The sequence below is a fragment of the Mycobacterium toneyamaense genome (assembly GCF_055384815.1).
In genome coordinates this window covers 1,445,216-1,460,157 of record NZ_AP040333.1, presented here as the reverse complement: position 1 = coordinate 1,460,157, position 14,942 = coordinate 1,445,216, and the positions used below count along the sequence as shown (strand labels likewise).

The 14,942-nt window shown below is 62.4% G+C and carries 9 protein-coding genes and 3 rRNA genes; 5 read left to right on the top strand and 7 right to left on the bottom strand.

Annotation, left to right across the window (positions count from 1 at the left end):
* Window positions 1-51 precede the first annotated feature (51 nt).
* Window positions 52-528: a methylmalonyl-CoA epimerase gene (gene mce / locus ACZ5IQ_RS07175; protein WP_212812489.1), complete on the top strand. Its 477-nt coding sequence runs from the start codon at window positions 52-54 to the stop codon at window positions 526-528.
* 7 nt (window positions 529-535) lie between these two features.
* On the opposite strand, the gene ACZ5IQ_RS07170 is transcribed toward mce, so the two are convergent.
* Window positions 536-823 (bottom strand): hypothetical protein, encoded by a 288-nt coding sequence (locus tag ACZ5IQ_RS07170; RefSeq protein ID WP_244872632.1) that lies wholly within the window; start codon window positions 821-823, stop codon window positions 536-538.
* Window positions 823-1,503: an endonuclease NucS gene (nucS, locus tag ACZ5IQ_RS07165; protein WP_020102410.1), complete on the bottom strand. Its 681-nt coding sequence runs from the start codon at window positions 1,501-1,503 to the stop codon at window positions 823-825. Before nucS ends, ACZ5IQ_RS07170 begins: the two co-directional genes overlap by 1 nt.
* 64 nt (window positions 1,504-1,567) lie before the next feature.
* Here nucS and ACZ5IQ_RS07160 point away from each other — a divergent pair, with 64 nt between their 5' ends.
* Both ACZ5IQ_RS07160 and ACZ5IQ_RS07155 read left to right on the top strand, forming a co-directional pair.
* Complete coding sequence (locus ACZ5IQ_RS07160; RefSeq protein WP_464481022.1) at window positions 1,568-3,169, top strand: adenylate/guanylate cyclase domain-containing protein; 1,602 nt, start codon at window positions 1,568-1,570, stop codon at window positions 3,167-3,169.
* A gap of 43 nt (window positions 3,170-3,212) precedes the next feature.
* Window positions 3,213-3,509: a hypothetical protein gene (locus tag ACZ5IQ_RS07155; protein WP_464481021.1), complete on the top strand. Its 297-nt coding sequence runs from the start codon at window positions 3,213-3,215 to the stop codon at window positions 3,507-3,509.
* Between the two features lies 1 nt (window position 3,510).
* On the opposite strand, the gene ACZ5IQ_RS07150 is transcribed toward ACZ5IQ_RS07155, so the two are convergent.
* A complete protein-coding gene (locus ACZ5IQ_RS07150; RefSeq protein WP_464481020.1) occupies window positions 3,511-5,613 on the bottom strand; it encodes a DUF1214 domain-containing protein in 2,103 nt (700 codons plus the stop codon).
* A 168-nt stretch (window positions 5,614-5,781) separates the two neighbouring features.
* Between ACZ5IQ_RS07150 and ACZ5IQ_RS07145 the strand changes: the two genes are divergently transcribed.
* Window positions 5,782-7,302 carry a DNA-3-methyladenine glycosylase 2 family protein gene (locus ACZ5IQ_RS07145; protein WP_212812492.1) on the top strand — a complete coding sequence of 507 codons (1,521 nt, stop codon included), beginning with the start codon at window positions 5,782-5,784 and terminating at the stop codon, window positions 7,300-7,302.
* On the top strand, window positions 7,299-7,808 hold the full coding sequence (locus tag ACZ5IQ_RS07140) for a methylated-DNA--[protein]-cysteine S-methyltransferase (RefSeq protein WP_212812493.1): 510 nt from the start codon (window positions 7,299-7,301) through the stop codon (window positions 7,806-7,808). Before ACZ5IQ_RS07145 ends, ACZ5IQ_RS07140 begins: the two co-directional genes overlap by 4 nt.
* Window positions 7,809-7,919: 111 nt before the next feature.
* Here the strand turns inward: ACZ5IQ_RS07140 and rrf are convergent.
* The 4 genes from rrf to murA all read right to left on the bottom strand — a co-directional run bounded on the left by rrf (window position 7,920) and on the right by murA (window position 14,870).
* Window positions 7,920-8,033: ribosomal RNA gene (gene rrf / locus ACZ5IQ_RS07135) — 5S ribosomal RNA — on the bottom strand.
* A 145-nt stretch (window positions 8,034-8,178) separates the two neighbouring features.
* Window positions 8,179-11,284: ribosomal RNA gene (locus tag ACZ5IQ_RS07130) — 23S ribosomal RNA — on the bottom strand.
* A 428-nt stretch (window positions 11,285-11,712) separates the two neighbouring features.
* Window positions 11,713-13,229: ribosomal RNA gene (locus tag ACZ5IQ_RS07125) — 16S ribosomal RNA — on the bottom strand.
* The 16S, 23S and 5S rRNA genes sit together here, the layout of an rRNA operon.
* A gap of 387 nt (window positions 13,230-13,616) precedes the next feature.
* Window positions 13,617-14,870 carry a UDP-N-acetylglucosamine 1-carboxyvinyltransferase gene (murA, locus tag ACZ5IQ_RS07120; protein WP_060998843.1) on the bottom strand — a complete coding sequence of 418 codons (1,254 nt, stop codon included), beginning with the start codon at window positions 14,868-14,870 and terminating at the stop codon, window positions 13,617-13,619.
* Between the last annotated feature and the right edge of the window lie 72 nt (window positions 14,871-14,942).

Genomic DNA, 14,942 nt, shown 5'->3' with positions numbered 1-14,942 from the left:
GTGGCCGATCCCACAGGCGCAAATTCGGTCGTATCAGGTTACCTTTACGTTATGACCACCGAACACGTCGATGCCCGTCCGGCGCTGGCCAGCGCCCTCGTGACCGCTATTGATCACGTCGGGATCGCCGTGCCGGATCTGGACGCCGCGATCCGGTGGTACCACGACCACCTCGGCATGATCGTCCTGCACGAAGAGGTCAACGAGGACCAGGGCGTCCGCGAGGCCATGCTCTCCGTCCGTGGCGCGCCCGTCGGCAGCGCACAGATTCAGCTGCTGGCCCCGCTCGACGAGAAGTCGACCATCGCCAAGTTCATCGACACCCGCGGCCCCGGCCTGCAGCAGCTGGCCTACCGGACCAGCGACATCGACGCCCTGTCCGAGCGCCTGCGCGCCGACGGCGTCCGCCTGCTGTACGAAGCCCCGCGCCGCGGCACTGCCGACTCGCGCATCAACTTCATCCACCCGAAGGATGCCGGCGGCGTGCTGATCGAACTGGTCGAGCCGGCCAAGGATGCCGAGCACTGAGCTCGAGCTAGGACCACCTTCGCGTCGGTCCCCGGTTGCCCCGGTTCGCCCAGCACGGCGTGTGCCAATGCCGGCGGTCATCGGCGTCGTCGACCCGCAGCACGACCACATGCGCTGTGCCCGGGCGGATTTCGTGATCGCATCCCGGGCACCGATACGTCTTGACGGCACGGGATCCGGCCACGGCCCGCACCTCGTAGTCATATCCGTCCGGCCCGGTCTCCACCCGGCGCGACGACAGCCCGAGCAGCGGCGGCGGATCGCGCCGCGGCCGCTGCGGACGTCGCCGAGGCATCAGAACAACCGGAACTCGTCGTTGTCCATACCGCGCATCTTGTCGTAGTCCAAAGTCACGCAACGGATTCCACGGTCCGTGGCGAGCGTGCGCGCCTGCGGCTTGATCTGCTGGGCGGCGAACACGCCGGCCACCGGCGCCAGCACGCTGTCCCGGTTGAGCAGATCGAGGTACCGCGTCAGCTGCTCGACGCCGTCGATCTCACCACGCCGCTTGATCTCCACCGCGACCGACGCACCGGTCTCGTCGCGGCACAACAGGTCCACCGGACCGATCGGCGTCGGATATTCGCGGCGCACCAACGTGTAGCCGACGCCCAGCAGCTCGACATGCTCGGCGAGCAGCTCCTGCAGGTGCGCCTCGACGCCGTCCTTCACCAGGCCGGGATCGACCCCGAGCTCGTGGCTGGAGTCGTGCTCGATGTCCTCGACCGTGATCCGCAGCTGCTCACCGGCCTTGTTCTCGACGACCCAGACCAGAGCCGAAACGCCGTCCACCGGCGCTTCCTCGACGGTCCAGCACGGCGGCGTCATCCAGTTCAGCGGCTTGTAGGCGCGGTCGTCGGCGTGCACGCTCACCGATCCGTCCGCCTTGAACAACAGGAGGCGACGGGCCGACGGCAGATGTGCGGTCAAACGTCCGACGTAGTCAACGGTGCACTGGGCGATCACGAGACGCACCCGAACCACCTTAGGGGTATTGAATCCCGGTCCGGACTCGCCCCACGAACTAGGCTGAAGGCCAATGACTGCGGACCAGCCCGGGACGACGCGCCTGGCGCGGATACGGGAAGCCATCACGCCGCGTGCCAGCTTGCAGGCCACACCCGAATACGGATCGTGGATTCTGGGACGTGTCTCCGAGACCCAGCGCCGGCGCCGCATCCGCATTCAGCTGATCCTGACCACGTTCGTGATCGTCGCGAACATGATCGGCGTCGGCGTCTCGATCCTCATCGAGACGGTGTTGTTCCCGACCCCCAACGTCTTCCGGGCCGACGTCTGGTGGATCACCACGATCGTGGCACCCGCGTACATCCTGTTCGCCTTCCTCGTCGGCGTGGTGTGGGCGACCAACAGGGTGATCCAGAGCGTGCGCTGGGCCATCGAGGAACGCACCCCGACAGTCGAGGACCAGCGCAACACCTTCCGGGCGCCGGGCCAGCTCACGCGCGTGCTGCTGTCCCTGTGGGGCCTCGGCGCCGTACTGCTGACGACGCTCTACGCACTGCACGACACCCAGTTCATTCCCAAACTGCTACTGGGCGTCACGTTCCCCGGCATCGTCGTGTCCACGAGCTGCAACCTGTACACCGAGTTCGCGCTGCGGCCGGTCGCCGCCGACGCACTCCAGGCCGGACGGCCGCCATCTCGGCTGGCGCCGGGGATCGTGGGCCGAACCATGGTGGTGTGGGCGTTCGGCTCTGGCGTGCCGATGCTGGGCGTGCTGTTGGCCGCGGTGTTCGCGCTGACCCAAAGCACCCTCACCCCAACCCAATTCGCGTTCGCGGTGCTGGTGCTAGCGGTGTTCGCATTGGTCTTCGGTGCGTTGCTGATGTGGATCGTGGCGTGGCTGACGGCCAGCCCGATCCGCATCGTGCGGCAAGCGCTCAGCAGAGTCGAGCAGGGCGACCTGACCACCGATCTGGTGGTCTTCGACGGCACCGAGTTGGGCCAGCTGCAGCGCGGATTCAACTCGATGGTGCACGGGCTGCGGGAACGCGAACGGGTCCGCGACCTGTTCGGCCGGCACGTCGGGCGTGAGGTCGCGGCGCTCGCCGAGCAGGAGAAGCCGCAACTGGGCGGCGAAGAACGGCACGCGGCGGTGATCTTCGTCGACGTCATCGGCTCCACCAAACTGGTGACCAGCCGCCCGGCCGTCGAGGTCGTCGACCTCCTGAACCGCTTCTTCGCAGTCATCGTCGACGAGGTGGACCGGCACCACGGGTTCGTCAACAAGTTCGAGGGCGACGCGGTGCTGGCGGTGTTCGGGGCGCCGGTGTCGTTGCAGTGCACCGAAGGTGACGCCCTGGCAGCCGCCCGCGCCATCGCGTCGCGACTGCGTGACGAAGTGCCCGAATTGCAGGCGGGTCTGGGTGTCGCGGCCGGCACCGTGGTGGCCGGCAACGTCGGGGCCAAGGAACGGTTCGAGTACACGGTGATCGGCGAACCCGTCAACGAGGCGGCTCGACTGTGCGAGCTCGCCAAGTCCGTACCGGGCCATCTGGCGGCCGCCGCGAGCATGCTCGACGCCGTCAGTGAATCCGAAAGAGCGAACTGGGCTTTGGGTGACACCGTGACGCTGCGTGGCATGTCCGAGCCGACACAACTGGCGATCCTGGCCTGAGATTCACATCTGCTTCACACAGATCCGGAGGATCATGGTGACCATGAAGCGACATCCCGTCATGGCGGCTGCCGTCGGCGCGCTCGCCGTGGCGTTCGCGCTCGCTCCGCCGGCCGCTGCCGACCCCAGCTACGACACCGGGGGTTCGGCGGCCGACGTCATCAACAACCTCCAGGCCGAGGGCTACCTCGTCCAGATCAACTGGACCAACGGTTTCGACGTCAAGCCGCTCAACATCTGCTGGGTCACCGGCGTGAACAACCCGGGCAATTTCAAACCGGGCGGCCCGGTGGCGGCGACTGTCTACGTCGACGTGCAGTGCCCGAACCACGAATGGTGAATCACACCTGAGGGTAGGGCGCGAAGCGCTTGTCGAACCCGGCCTTGCGCTCGTCGAGTGCCGCCTGCCGTTGCGCCGCAGTGACATACGTCGTTCCGGCGGGCAGCACCGAGCCGAGGTCGCTGAGCGCCACCACCTGTGAACTCACCTTCGGCAGGTTGGTGCCCGTGGGGTCGAGGTCCTGGAAGCGGATCGAGATGGTCCCCTGGTTGAGGCCGCCGGTGGACACCCAGTTCGCCACACCGGGATCGGTCGGCGACACCACGATGGTGTAGCTGCCGTCCGCGTTGGCCACCGACTGCGCGATGTTCAGGCTGGTCTGCTGATCCCAGTAGTTCTTGGTGATGGTCCAGTCGTTGGTCACCGGCACGACGAAATAGCCGGCGTCGCCGGGCTTGATCGTCAGCACCAGCGCCTGGTCGTCAGCCAGCTGGAAGTACCCTGGGCTCTGCACCTGGGTCGACAGGAACGTCGCGTTGCTCTCGGGATCGGTGAAGACGTTGGGCGGCTTCGTCTTTCCCGACGAATCCTTGGTCGCCACGTCCATGTACTGCGGTTCCATCCGCAGCCCGAGCGCGAGAATCACCGACGCTTCCAGGCCCTGCAGGAACCGCGGCATCACCGGCAGCGGCGGGATCAGTGAGACCAGGTTGGTCAGGAACGGGTTGCCGGAGACCGCCGGTCCCAGACCGGGGATGTCGAAGCCTCCGATCTGCGCGAACAGGCTGTTTCGCGGACCGCTGACCCGCTCGATGGACAAGCTCATCGGATCCTGAGTGTTCCAGTCCGACAGCGTGTTCCGCGCGACGATGAGCGTGGTGTCGGTCGGGATCTGCAGATGGTTGGTCTGGCCCGGTTCGGCCGGACGCGAACTCACCGTGATCGTGAAGGTGCCGTCCGGGTTGATCTGCATGTCCTTGGCATTGAGCACCGCAGCGGTCTTTCCGCCGAGGCCCGTCAGCACACTGAAGGTGGTCTCCGCGGGCCTCTCCCCCGGACCGAACTTCCCGCTGATCACGTACGTCGACGTCGAGTTGACCGCCATCATCCGGTAAATGGTGTCCGGGTTGTCGTACAGGATGCGCGTGCCGGTGATCGACTGGCCGAACCAATCATGCGGCGGCATGACCATTTCCAGCACCGTCGGCCGCATCGGGTTGAGCAGCTGGTACTCCATGGCGGCCTGCTGGGCGTACTCGTCGACCGCCTGGTTCAGCTGGTCCAGGTTCTCCTGGTCGGGTCCGCCGACCTGCGAGTACTGCTGCTTGGCATTCAGCTGGAACGCGAACTTGAGTATCGCCTTCATGATCTGCATCGGCAGCGTGTTCACGATGGCGTTGGCGGTCCGCTCGCCGGCCAACTGCTGCGACGTGCCGAGCACCGTGGCGGCGCTCTGGAGCGATGTCGGCGCGGCCGCCAATGACGTTGTCGCGGAGGTGGATGCGGTCTCGCGGCGGGTGACCCCGAGCAGCGCGGACAGCGCGGCGTTCTGCAGCGGCGCAACGGGATTCCCGGACGCGTTCGCCACCCCGTTCAGGCCCACCGCCGAGAGCGCATGCGACACCGCCGCTGTCGCCGCTGCCACGGGCGCACCCAGTGCCGCCACCGGCGCGACCGCGTGCAGGCGCGGCACAGAACTCACGGGCGCATCCGCCTTGGCCGTCGCGGCCACCCGCACCTTCGCCGGCTTCTGAGCCGCCGTCACGACAGGCGTCCTGGAGACCTTTTTGGTCGCGGGTTTCGCGTCGGGCTCAGATGTCTTGCCGGTGTCGGTCGCATCCTTCGCAGCCGACGGCTTTTCCACATCCGCCTGCGCCGCGGGCCGCTTCGACGACTTCTTACCCGGATTCACGATGCCAGGACGCTTGGCGCCCTTGTCCTTCTTCGGCTTGCTCGTCTCGGTCTTGTCTCCGTCGCTCTTGGCCGGACTCTCGCTCTTGGCATGAGTGTCCGACGGCGCCCCCGCGGCGTCACTCGGGGCGGCGAAGGCGACAGGGCTGCTCGCCACTGCCGCACCGATCCCCAGAGCGACCGCCAATGCACCCACGCGGCCGACGAATCTGGCTGCGCCAGTTGACAACTCATCACGACTGTTGATCGACATGCAACTCCCCTGAACCCCGAAACCCCGACTAGAACGCGTTCCAGTTATAACAGGGCGGCACTCGCGCGTCAGCCATTTACGAGACAAATGATTAAATATGTCTCGCCGGCCACGTTGATGTCGATTTTCCGCTAGTACTCGAGTCTGCCGCATGACATTGTCGAAGACATGTACGACGACTTCGACCGCTGCTACCGGGCAGTCCAATCCAAGGACGCGCGGTTCGACGGTTGGTTCGTCACGGCCGTCCTCACCACTGGTATCTATTGCCGCCCCAGTTGCCCCGTCCGGCCGCCGTTCGCCCGCAACGTCCGCTTCTACCCGACCGCCGCGGCAGCGCAGCGGGCCGGCTTCCGGGCCTGCAAGCGCTGTCGACCTGACGCATCACCGGGGTCACCGGAGTGGAACATCCGCACCGACGTCGTCGCCCGCGCCATGCGCCTGATCGCCGACGGCACCGTCGATCGCGAGGGCGTCACCGGACTGGCTGCCCGGCTCGGCTACACCACTCGACAACTCGAGCGCCTGCTCCAGGCCGAGGTCGGCGCGAACCCGTTGGCGCTCGCCCGCGCCCAACGGAGCCAGACCGCGCGGGTACTCATCGAGACCACGAAACTGCCCTTCGGTGACGTCGCGTTCGCCGCTGGCTTCTCCAGCATCCGCCAGTTCAACGACACCATTCGCGAAGTCTGCGCACTGACGCCGACCGAACTCCGGCAACGGGCCCAAGCGCGCTTCGAACCCAACGAAACCCCCGGCACGGGAACACTTTCCGTCCGGCTACCGGTGCGGACACCCTTCGCCTACGAGGGAGTGTTCGGCCACCTGGCGGCCGGTGCGGTGCCCGGCGTCGAAGAGGTGCACGACGGCGCGTTCCGGCGCACCCTCCGGCTCCCCAACGGCACCGGCATCGTCGGGTTGTCGCCGCGCGTGGACCACGTGCAGTGCACGCTGATCCTCGACGACTTCCGGGATCTGGCCACCGCCATCGCCCGCTGCCGACGACTCCTGGACCTCGACGCCGATCCTGAGGCCGTCATCGACGTCCTCAATACCGACCAGCACCTGGCGCCCATCGTCGCCAAGGCGCCCGGGCAGCGCATCCCCCGCACGGTCGACGAGAACGAGTTGGCATTACGGGTGGTGATCGGTCAGCAGGTGTCCATGAAGGCCGCGGCGACGCACACGCACCGGCTGGCACTGGCGTACGGCACGACGATCAACGACCCGGTGGGCACCCTGACGCATGTCTTCCCGTCCGTCACGCAACTGGCCGAGATCGATCCGAGCCACCTGGCCTTCCCCGAATCCCGCCGGCGCACGCTTGTGGCGCTGATCGATGCACTCGCGGCTGGCACCCTCGAGCTCGACGCCGGATCGGACTGGTTGCAGGCGAGAACTCAGTTGGCCGAACTACCCGGCATCGGACCATGGACCGCCGAGGTGATCGCAATGCGGGGACTCGGCGATCCGGATGCGTTTCCGGCCAGCGACCTCGGCATTCAGGCCGCGGCCAAACAAGCTGGGCTGCCCGACAATTCACGCCGGCTGATCGAGCACAGTGCGCACTGGCGCCCATGGCGTGCCTACGCCACCCAATACCTGTGGACCTCCCTGGATCACGCGGTCAACCAGTGGCCGCCCCTGACCACCAACCCACCGCAATCACCACAACAGGAGCAGGCATGACCGCCACGTTGCAGACCAGGACGATGCAGAGCCCGGTCGGAACCATCACGATCGCCGGTCGCGACGGACGCATCCGGCACCTGCGGATGGACGATCAGACATACGAGCCCAGCCATGAGGGCTGGGAGCCCGATGAGTCGGCATTTCCAGAAGCCGTCGAGCAACTCACCGCGTACTTCGCCGGCGAACTCCAGGAGTTTGATCTGGAACTCGACCTCGTCGGCACGGAATTCCAGCGACGGGTCTGGGGGGCATTGTTGACCATCCCGTACGGCGAAACGCGTTCATATGGCGAAATCGCTTTACAGGTCGGATCACCGGGTGCTTCACGAGCCGTCGGATTGGCGAATGGACACAATCCCGTCGGCATCATCGTCCCCTGCCATCGCGTTATCGGGGCAAATGGCAGCCTGACCGGATATGGCGGCGGACTGGACCGTAAGAGGCTGCTGCTCGATCTGGAAAAGAGCCGATCAGGAGCAGAAGAGCCGACGCTGTTCGACTGACCGAATGGCATTTCGGCGCCGCATATTGCCGCGGCGCCGAAATGCAAAAACGTCCTGAACGCAAAAATGCCTCAGCCCCCCGATTTTCATCGGGGGGCTGAGGTAATTTGTGTTCGGCGGTGTCCTACTTTTCCGCCCGTGCAGGGCAGTATCATCGGCGCTGGCAGGCTTAGCTTCCGGGTTCGGGATGGGACCGGGCGTTTCCCTGCCGCTGTTGCCGCCGTAACTCTATTCATTTTACGCCTCCACCAGCGTTAACCCTGTGGGTTGTTTGGTGGTGGGGTGTGGTCTGTTTGATTCTTCGGTGTGGTGTGGTTGCGAGGCACGTTGGTGTGCAATGTTCTTGTTTACACACGTTGGTTTTTTGGGTGTGTGTAAGTTTTCGGCCGGTTAGTGCCAGTTCCCTAAACTTATTGCTAAGTGTGCAGGTCTGGTCTATCGATCCCGTGGTCTGCGGGGGGCCTTATCCCTCTAAAAGGGTGAGAAACCTGGTCTTGGAAGAGGTTTCCCGCTTAGATGCTTTCAGCGGTTATCCTGTCCGAACGTAGCTATCCAGCGGTGCCCCTGGTGGGACAACTGGTAGACCAGAGGTTCGTCCGTCCCGGTCCTCTCGTACTAGGGACAGGTTTCCTCAAGTTTCTGACGCGCGCGGCGGATAGAGACCGAACTGTCTCACGACGTTCTAAACCCAGCTCGCGTGCCGCTTTAATGGGCGAACAGCCCAACCCTTGGGACCTGCTCCAGCCCCAGGATGCGACGAGCCGACATCGAGGTGCCAAACCATCCCGTCGATATGGACTCTTGGGGAAGATCAGCCTGTTATCCCCGGGGTACCTTTTATCCGTTGAGCGACACCCCTTCCACTCGGGGGTGCCGGATCACTAGTCCCGACTTTCGTCCCTGCTCGACATGTACGTCTCGCAGTCAAGCTCCCTTGTGCACTTACACTCAACACCTGATTGCCGTCCAGGTTGAGGGAACCTTTGGGCGCCTCCGTTACATTTTAGGAGGCAACCGCCCCAGTTAAACTACCCACCAGGCACTGTCCCTGGACCGGATAGACGGTCCGAGGTTAGAAGCCCAATACGATCAGAGTGGTATTTCAACAACGACTCCACACACACTGGCGTGTGCGCTTCACAGTCTCCCACCTATCCTACACAAACCGTACCGAACTCCAATACCAAGTTGTAGTGAAGGTCCCGGGGTCTTTTCGTCCTGCCGCGCGTAACGAGCATCTTTACTCGTAGTGCAATTTCGCCGAGTCTATGGTTGAGACAGTTGAGAAGTCGTTACGCCATTCGTGCAGGTCGGAACTTACCCGACAAGGAATTTCGCTACCTTAGGATGGTTATAGTTACCACCGCCGTTTACTGGGGCTTAAATTCTCCGCTTCACCCCCGAAGGAGTTAACAGGTCCTCTTAACCTTCCAGCACCGGGCAGGCGTCAGTCCGTATACATCGTCTTGCGACTTCGCACGGACCTGTGTTTTTAGTAAACAGTCGCTTCTCACTGGTTTGTGCCACCCCCTCCCGCTGCCGGCAGCAAGTGCCTTGACGGTATGGAGGTCCCCCTTCTCCCGAAGTTACGGGGGCATTTTGCCGAGTTCCTTAACCATAGTTAACTCGTACGCCTTAGTATTCTCTACCTGACCACCTGTGTTGGTTTGGGGTACGGGCCATGTGTGCACTCGCTAGAGGCTTTTCTTGGCAGCATAGGATCACCGAATTCGCCTCACTCGGCTATGCATCACCTCTCAGACATGTGAACGACGGATTTGCCTATCGTTCGTCCTACAGGCTTACCCCGGTATTACCACTGACCGGTACGGCTACCTTCCTGCGTCACCCCATCGCTTGACTACTACCCACCAGGGTCCCACGCAGCCGGCAACACGTGATCCCCGAAAGGATCATCACGTGCCATTTGGATGGTTAGCACAATGGATTCATCACGGACGCACACACACGGGTACGGGAATATCAACCCGTTGTCCATCGACTACGCCTGTCGGCCTCGCCTTAGGTCCCGACTCACCCTGGGCGGACTGGCCTGCCCCAGGAACCCTTGGTCTTTCGGCGGGCAAGGTTCTCACTTGCCTATTCGCTACTCATGCCTGCATTCTCACTCCCACACCCTCCACAACTCGATCACTCGGCTGCTTCACCGGATGCAGGACGCTCCCCTACCCATCCTTGCGGATGCCGCGACTTCGGCGGTGTGCTTGAGCCCCGCTACATTATCGGCGCACAATCACTTGACCAGTGAGCTATTACGCACTCTTTCAAGGGTGGCTGCTTCTAAGCCAACCTCCTGGTTGTCTTCGCGACTGCACATCCTTTTCCACTTAGCACACGCTTAGGGGCCTTAGTCGGCGATCTGGGCTGTTTCCCTCTCGACGCACGGAGCTTATCCCCCGCCGTCTCACTGCCACGCTTTTGTCTTACCGGCATTCGGAGTTTGGCTGACGTCAGTAACCTGGTGAGGCCCATCGGCCATCCAGTAGCTCTACCTCCGGCAAGAAACACGCAACGCTGCACCTAAATGCATTTCGGGGAGAACCAGCTATCACGGAGTTTGATTGGCCTTTCACCCCTACCCACAGCTCATCCCCTCAGTCTTCAACCTAAGTGGGTTCGGGCCTCCACGCGGTCTTACCCGCGCTTCACCCTGGCCATGGGTAGATCACTCCGCTTCGGGTCCAGAACATGCCACTACACCACTTGCGTGGATACGCCCTATTCAGACTCGCTTTCGCTACGGCTACCCCCCACGGGTTAACCTCGCGACATGTCCCTGACTCGCAGGCTCATTCTTCAAAAGGCACGCCATCACCCCACAATGAGGGCTCTGACGGATTGTAGGCACACGGTTTCAGGTACTATTTCACTCCCCTCCCGGGGTACTTTTCACCATTCCCTCACGGTACTAATCCGCTATCGGTCATCAGAAGGTATTTAGGCTTACCGAGTGGTCTCGGCAGATTCACAGCAGATTTCACGGGCCCGCTGCTACTCGGGAACACCATCAAGGCAGACATCGGGTTTTCACGTACGGGACTCTCACCCTCTACGGCAGGCCATCCCAAGCCACTTCCGTTAACCACGACATTTTCTTACTGCCCTCCAGCCAGGTAGAACTGGAAAGATAGGTCCCACAACCCCGCACACACAACCCCTACCCGGTATCACATGCATACGGTTTAGCCTCATCCGCTTTCGCTCGCCACTACTCACGGAATCACAATTGTTTTCTCTTCCTACGGGTACTGAGATGTTTCACTTCCCCGCGTTACCTCCCACACCCTATATATTCAGGTGCGGGTAACACGACATCACTCGTGCTGGGTTTCCCCATTCGGACATCCTCGGATCAACGCTCGGTTGGCAACTCCCCGAGGCTTATCGCAGCCTCCTACGTCCTTCATCGGCCTCTGATGCCAAGGCATCCACCATGCGCCCTTAAACACTTACGCACAAAAACCAATTGAAAACAAGAATCAAAATTGCACATCAACAACACACAGACGGAAAAACCAACGACCCGAAAGCCGCCGGCCACCATTTCTGCGCGCGTTAGATGCTCGCAACCACTATCCACGAATCAAACACCACACCCCACCACCAAAACCGGTGAGGCAACAACAACCCCCACCCCGCAACCGGGGCGTCTCCCACCCCCACATGAGGAGGGGAGCGAACGGGCCTGTTGTCTCAGGACCCAACAGTGTGTCTGGCAATTCTTTCGATCAACGTGTCATCCCAGCTGATCAGCGTTTGTTGTCATATGCACCCGCCGGGCAAGCCCACTACAGGCGCCGGCGACAATCCCAACCATGAACCCCGGCACTGTTGCCGGCATGGGGGAAACCCTGGATCAGGGCATGTAAATGGTGCTCCTTAGAAAGGAGGTGATCCAGCCGCACCTTCCGGTACGGCTACCTTGTTACGACTTCGTCCCAATCGCCGATCCCACCTTCGACGGCTCCCTCCACAAGGGTTAGGCCACCGGCTTCGGGTGTTACCGACTTTCATGACGTGACGGGCGGTGTGTACAAGGCCCGGGAACGTATTCACCGCAGCGTTGCTGATCTGCGATTACTAGCGACTCCGACTTCACGGGGTCGAGTTGCAGACCCCGATCCGAACTGAGACCGGCTTTGAAAGGATTCGCTCCACCTCACGGCATCGCAGCCCTTTGTACCGGCCATTGTAGCATGTGTGAAGCCCTGGACATAAGGGGCATGATGACTTGACGTCATCCCCACCTTCCTCCGAGTTGACCCCGGCAGTCTCCTACGAGTCCCCGGCATAACCCGCTGGCAACATAGGACAAGGGTTGCGCTCGTTGCGGGACTTAACCCAACATCTCACGACACGAGCTGACGACAGCCATGCACCACCTGCACACAGGCCACAAGGGAACCGACATCTCTGCCGGCGTCCTGTGCATGTCAAACCCAGGTAAGGTTCTTCGCGTTGCATCGAATTAATCCACATGCTCCGCCGCTTGTGCGGGCCCCCGTCAATTCCTTTGAGTTTTAGCCTTGCGGCCGTACTCCCCAGGCGGGGTACTTAATGCGTTAGCTACGGCACGGATCCCAAGGAAGGAACCCACACCTAGTACCCACCGTTTACGGCGTGGACTACCAGGGTATCTAATCCTGTTCGCTCCCCACGCTTTCGCTCCTCAGCGTCAGTTACTGCCCAGAGACCCGCCTTCGCCACCGGTGTTCCTCCTGATATCTGCGCATTCCACCGCTACACCAGGAATTCCAGTCTCCCCTGCAGTACTCTAGTCTGCCCGTATCGCCCGCACGCCCACAGTTAAGCTGTGAGTTTTCACGAACAACGCGACAAACCACCTACGAGCTCTTTACGCCCAGTAATTCCGGACAACGCTCGCACCCTACGTATTACCGCGGCTGCTGGCACGTAGTTGGCCGGTGCTTCTTCTCCAGGTACCGTCACTTGCGCTTCGTCCCTGGTGAAAGAGGTTTACAACCCGAAGGCCGTCATCCCTCACGCGGCGTCGCTGCATCAGGCTTGCGCCCATTGTGCAATATTCCCCACTGCTGCCTCCCGTAGGAGTCTGGGCCGTATCTCAGTCCCAGTGTGGCCGGTCACCCTCTCAGGCCGGCTACCCGTCGTCGCCTTGGTAGGCCATTACCCCACCAACAAGCTGATAGGCCGCGGGCCCATCCCACACCGCAAAAGCTTTCCACCACACACCATGAAGCGCGCGGTCCTATTCGGTATTAGACCCAGTTTCCCAGGCTTATCCCAAAGTGCAGGGCAGATCACCCACGTGTTACTCACCCGTTCGCCACTCGAGTACCCCGAAGGGCCTTTCCGTTCGACTTGCATGTGTTAAGCACGCCGCCAGCGTTCGTCCTGAGCCAGGATCAAACTCTCCAAACAAAAACCTCGGGACAAACCCGACAGAATCCAGTTCAGAACAATCTGACCTAAACAAAAGACACCAAAAACTGGCATCAAAAAAACAACCACACCCCACAAACGGGAAAACACGAGGTGCAGTCAAAAAAACAACAAACAAAAACCACCAAACACACTATTGAGTTCTCAAACAACACGCCTTTTTCGGGCAACCCCACCAACCTACTATCTCTTGGTCGGGCTGTCAAGCTCTTGCTCTGGGCTTTTTCGGCCCCGCTCGTTCTTGACGTTGAATAGATTAGCGGGCCGATCTTGATTTTACAAAACGCCTGCATATGGCCGGTTTTTGGGCGAAAACACGTCGCACAGGGGTCCGTCGGGACCGTCAGCGCGACACGCCAATCCCCGTCAACTGACCCGTTCGACCTCCGCGCCCAGACTCACGAGGTTCTCCACGAACAACGGGTATCCGCGATCGATGTGGAAAACGTCGTGAACCTCGGTGTCGCCATCGGCGACCAAGCCCGCCAACACCAAGCCGGCGCCGGCGCGAATATCCGATGCCCACACCGGGGCACTCGACAACTGCGGAATTCCGCGGACCACCGCGTGATGTCCGTCGGTCCGGGCGTCGGCGCCCAGGCGGATCATCTCCTCGACGAAGCGGAACCGTGCTTCGAACACGTTCTCGGTGATCATCGAGGTGCCCTCGGCGATGCATGCCAGGCCGATGGCCATCGGTTGCAGGTCGGTCGGGAATCCCGGATACGGCAGCGTCGCGACGTTGACGGCCTTCGGCCGTTCGTACTGCACGACGCGGAAACCGTTGTCGTGCTGGGTGACGGTCGCGCCGGCATCGTGAAGTTTGTGCAGCACCAGCTGCAGGTGTTGCGGGTCAACCCCCGTCACGGCGACATCACCGCGCGTCATCGCCGCGGCAATTCCCCAGGTCGCGGCCACAATCCGGTCACCGATCACCCGGTGCTCGGTCGGATGCAGCTTGTCCACGCCGGTGATGGTCAGCGTCGAGGTCCCGCCCCCACTGACCTTGGCACCCATCTGGTTCAACATGTCGCAGATGTCGACGATGTCCGGTTCCCGCGCGGCGTTGTGGATGACCGTCACACCCTCGGCGAGCACCGCAGCCATCAGGATGTTCTCGGTCGCACCCACCGACGGGAACTCGAGCTGGATCTCCGCACCACGCAGGTGGTCCGCCTCGGCGACCACGCAGCCGTGCTCGATGTTGCATCGCGCGCCGAGCTGCCGCAGACCGGATTGGTGCATGTCCAGGGGCCGCGAACCGATCGCGTCACCGCCGGGCAGCGCGACCTTCGCCTTCTTGCAGCGCCCCACCAATGGGCCGAGCACACACACCGAGGCGCGGAACTGCCGGACCGCGGCGAAGTCCGCGTCGTACTTCGGCTCGTCGGGCGACGTGATTCGGGCAACATCGCCTTCGAGCTCGACGGTCGCCCCGAGACCGCGGAGCACCTCCGCCATCAATGGCACATCCAGGATGTCCGGACAGTTGGTGATCGTGGTCGTGCCCTCGGCCAACAACGCCGCGGCCATCAGCTTGAGCACGCTGTTCTTCGCGCCCCCCACGGCAACTTCGCCGGACAACCGGCTACCCCCGGTCACCACGAAACGCTCGCTCACGCGGCTAAGTGTAAACAGCGGCGAGGGCCGGTGTCAGACAACGAACAGGTCACCGCGGGTACGGTTTCACCC

Bases quoted from the DNA above. Each gene is read 5' to 3' on its own strand.
- mce (WP_212812489.1), top strand. From the start codon at position 52: ATGACCACCGAACACGTCGATGCCCGTCCGGCGCTGGCCAGCGCCCTC.
- ACZ5IQ_RS07170 (WP_244872632.1), bottom strand. From the start codon at position 823: ATGCCTCGGCGACGTCCGCAGCGGCCGCGGCGCGATCCGCCGCCGCTG.
- ACZ5IQ_RS07160 (WP_464481022.1), top strand. From the start codon at position 1,568: ATGACTGCGGACCAGCCCGGGACGACGCGCCTGGCGCGGATACGGGAA.
- ACZ5IQ_RS07155 (WP_464481021.1), top strand. From the start codon at position 3,213: ATGAAGCGACATCCCGTCATGGCGGCTGCCGTCGGCGCGCTCGCCGTG.
- ACZ5IQ_RS07150 (WP_464481020.1), bottom strand. From the start codon at position 5,613: ATGTCGATCAACAGTCGTGATGAGTTGTCAACTGGCGCAGCCAGATTC.
- ACZ5IQ_RS07145 (WP_212812492.1), top strand. From the start codon at position 5,782: ATGTACGACGACTTCGACCGCTGCTACCGGGCAGTCCAATCCAAGGAC.
- ACZ5IQ_RS07140 (WP_212812493.1), top strand. From the start codon at position 7,299: ATGACCGCCACGTTGCAGACCAGGACGATGCAGAGCCCGGTCGGAACC.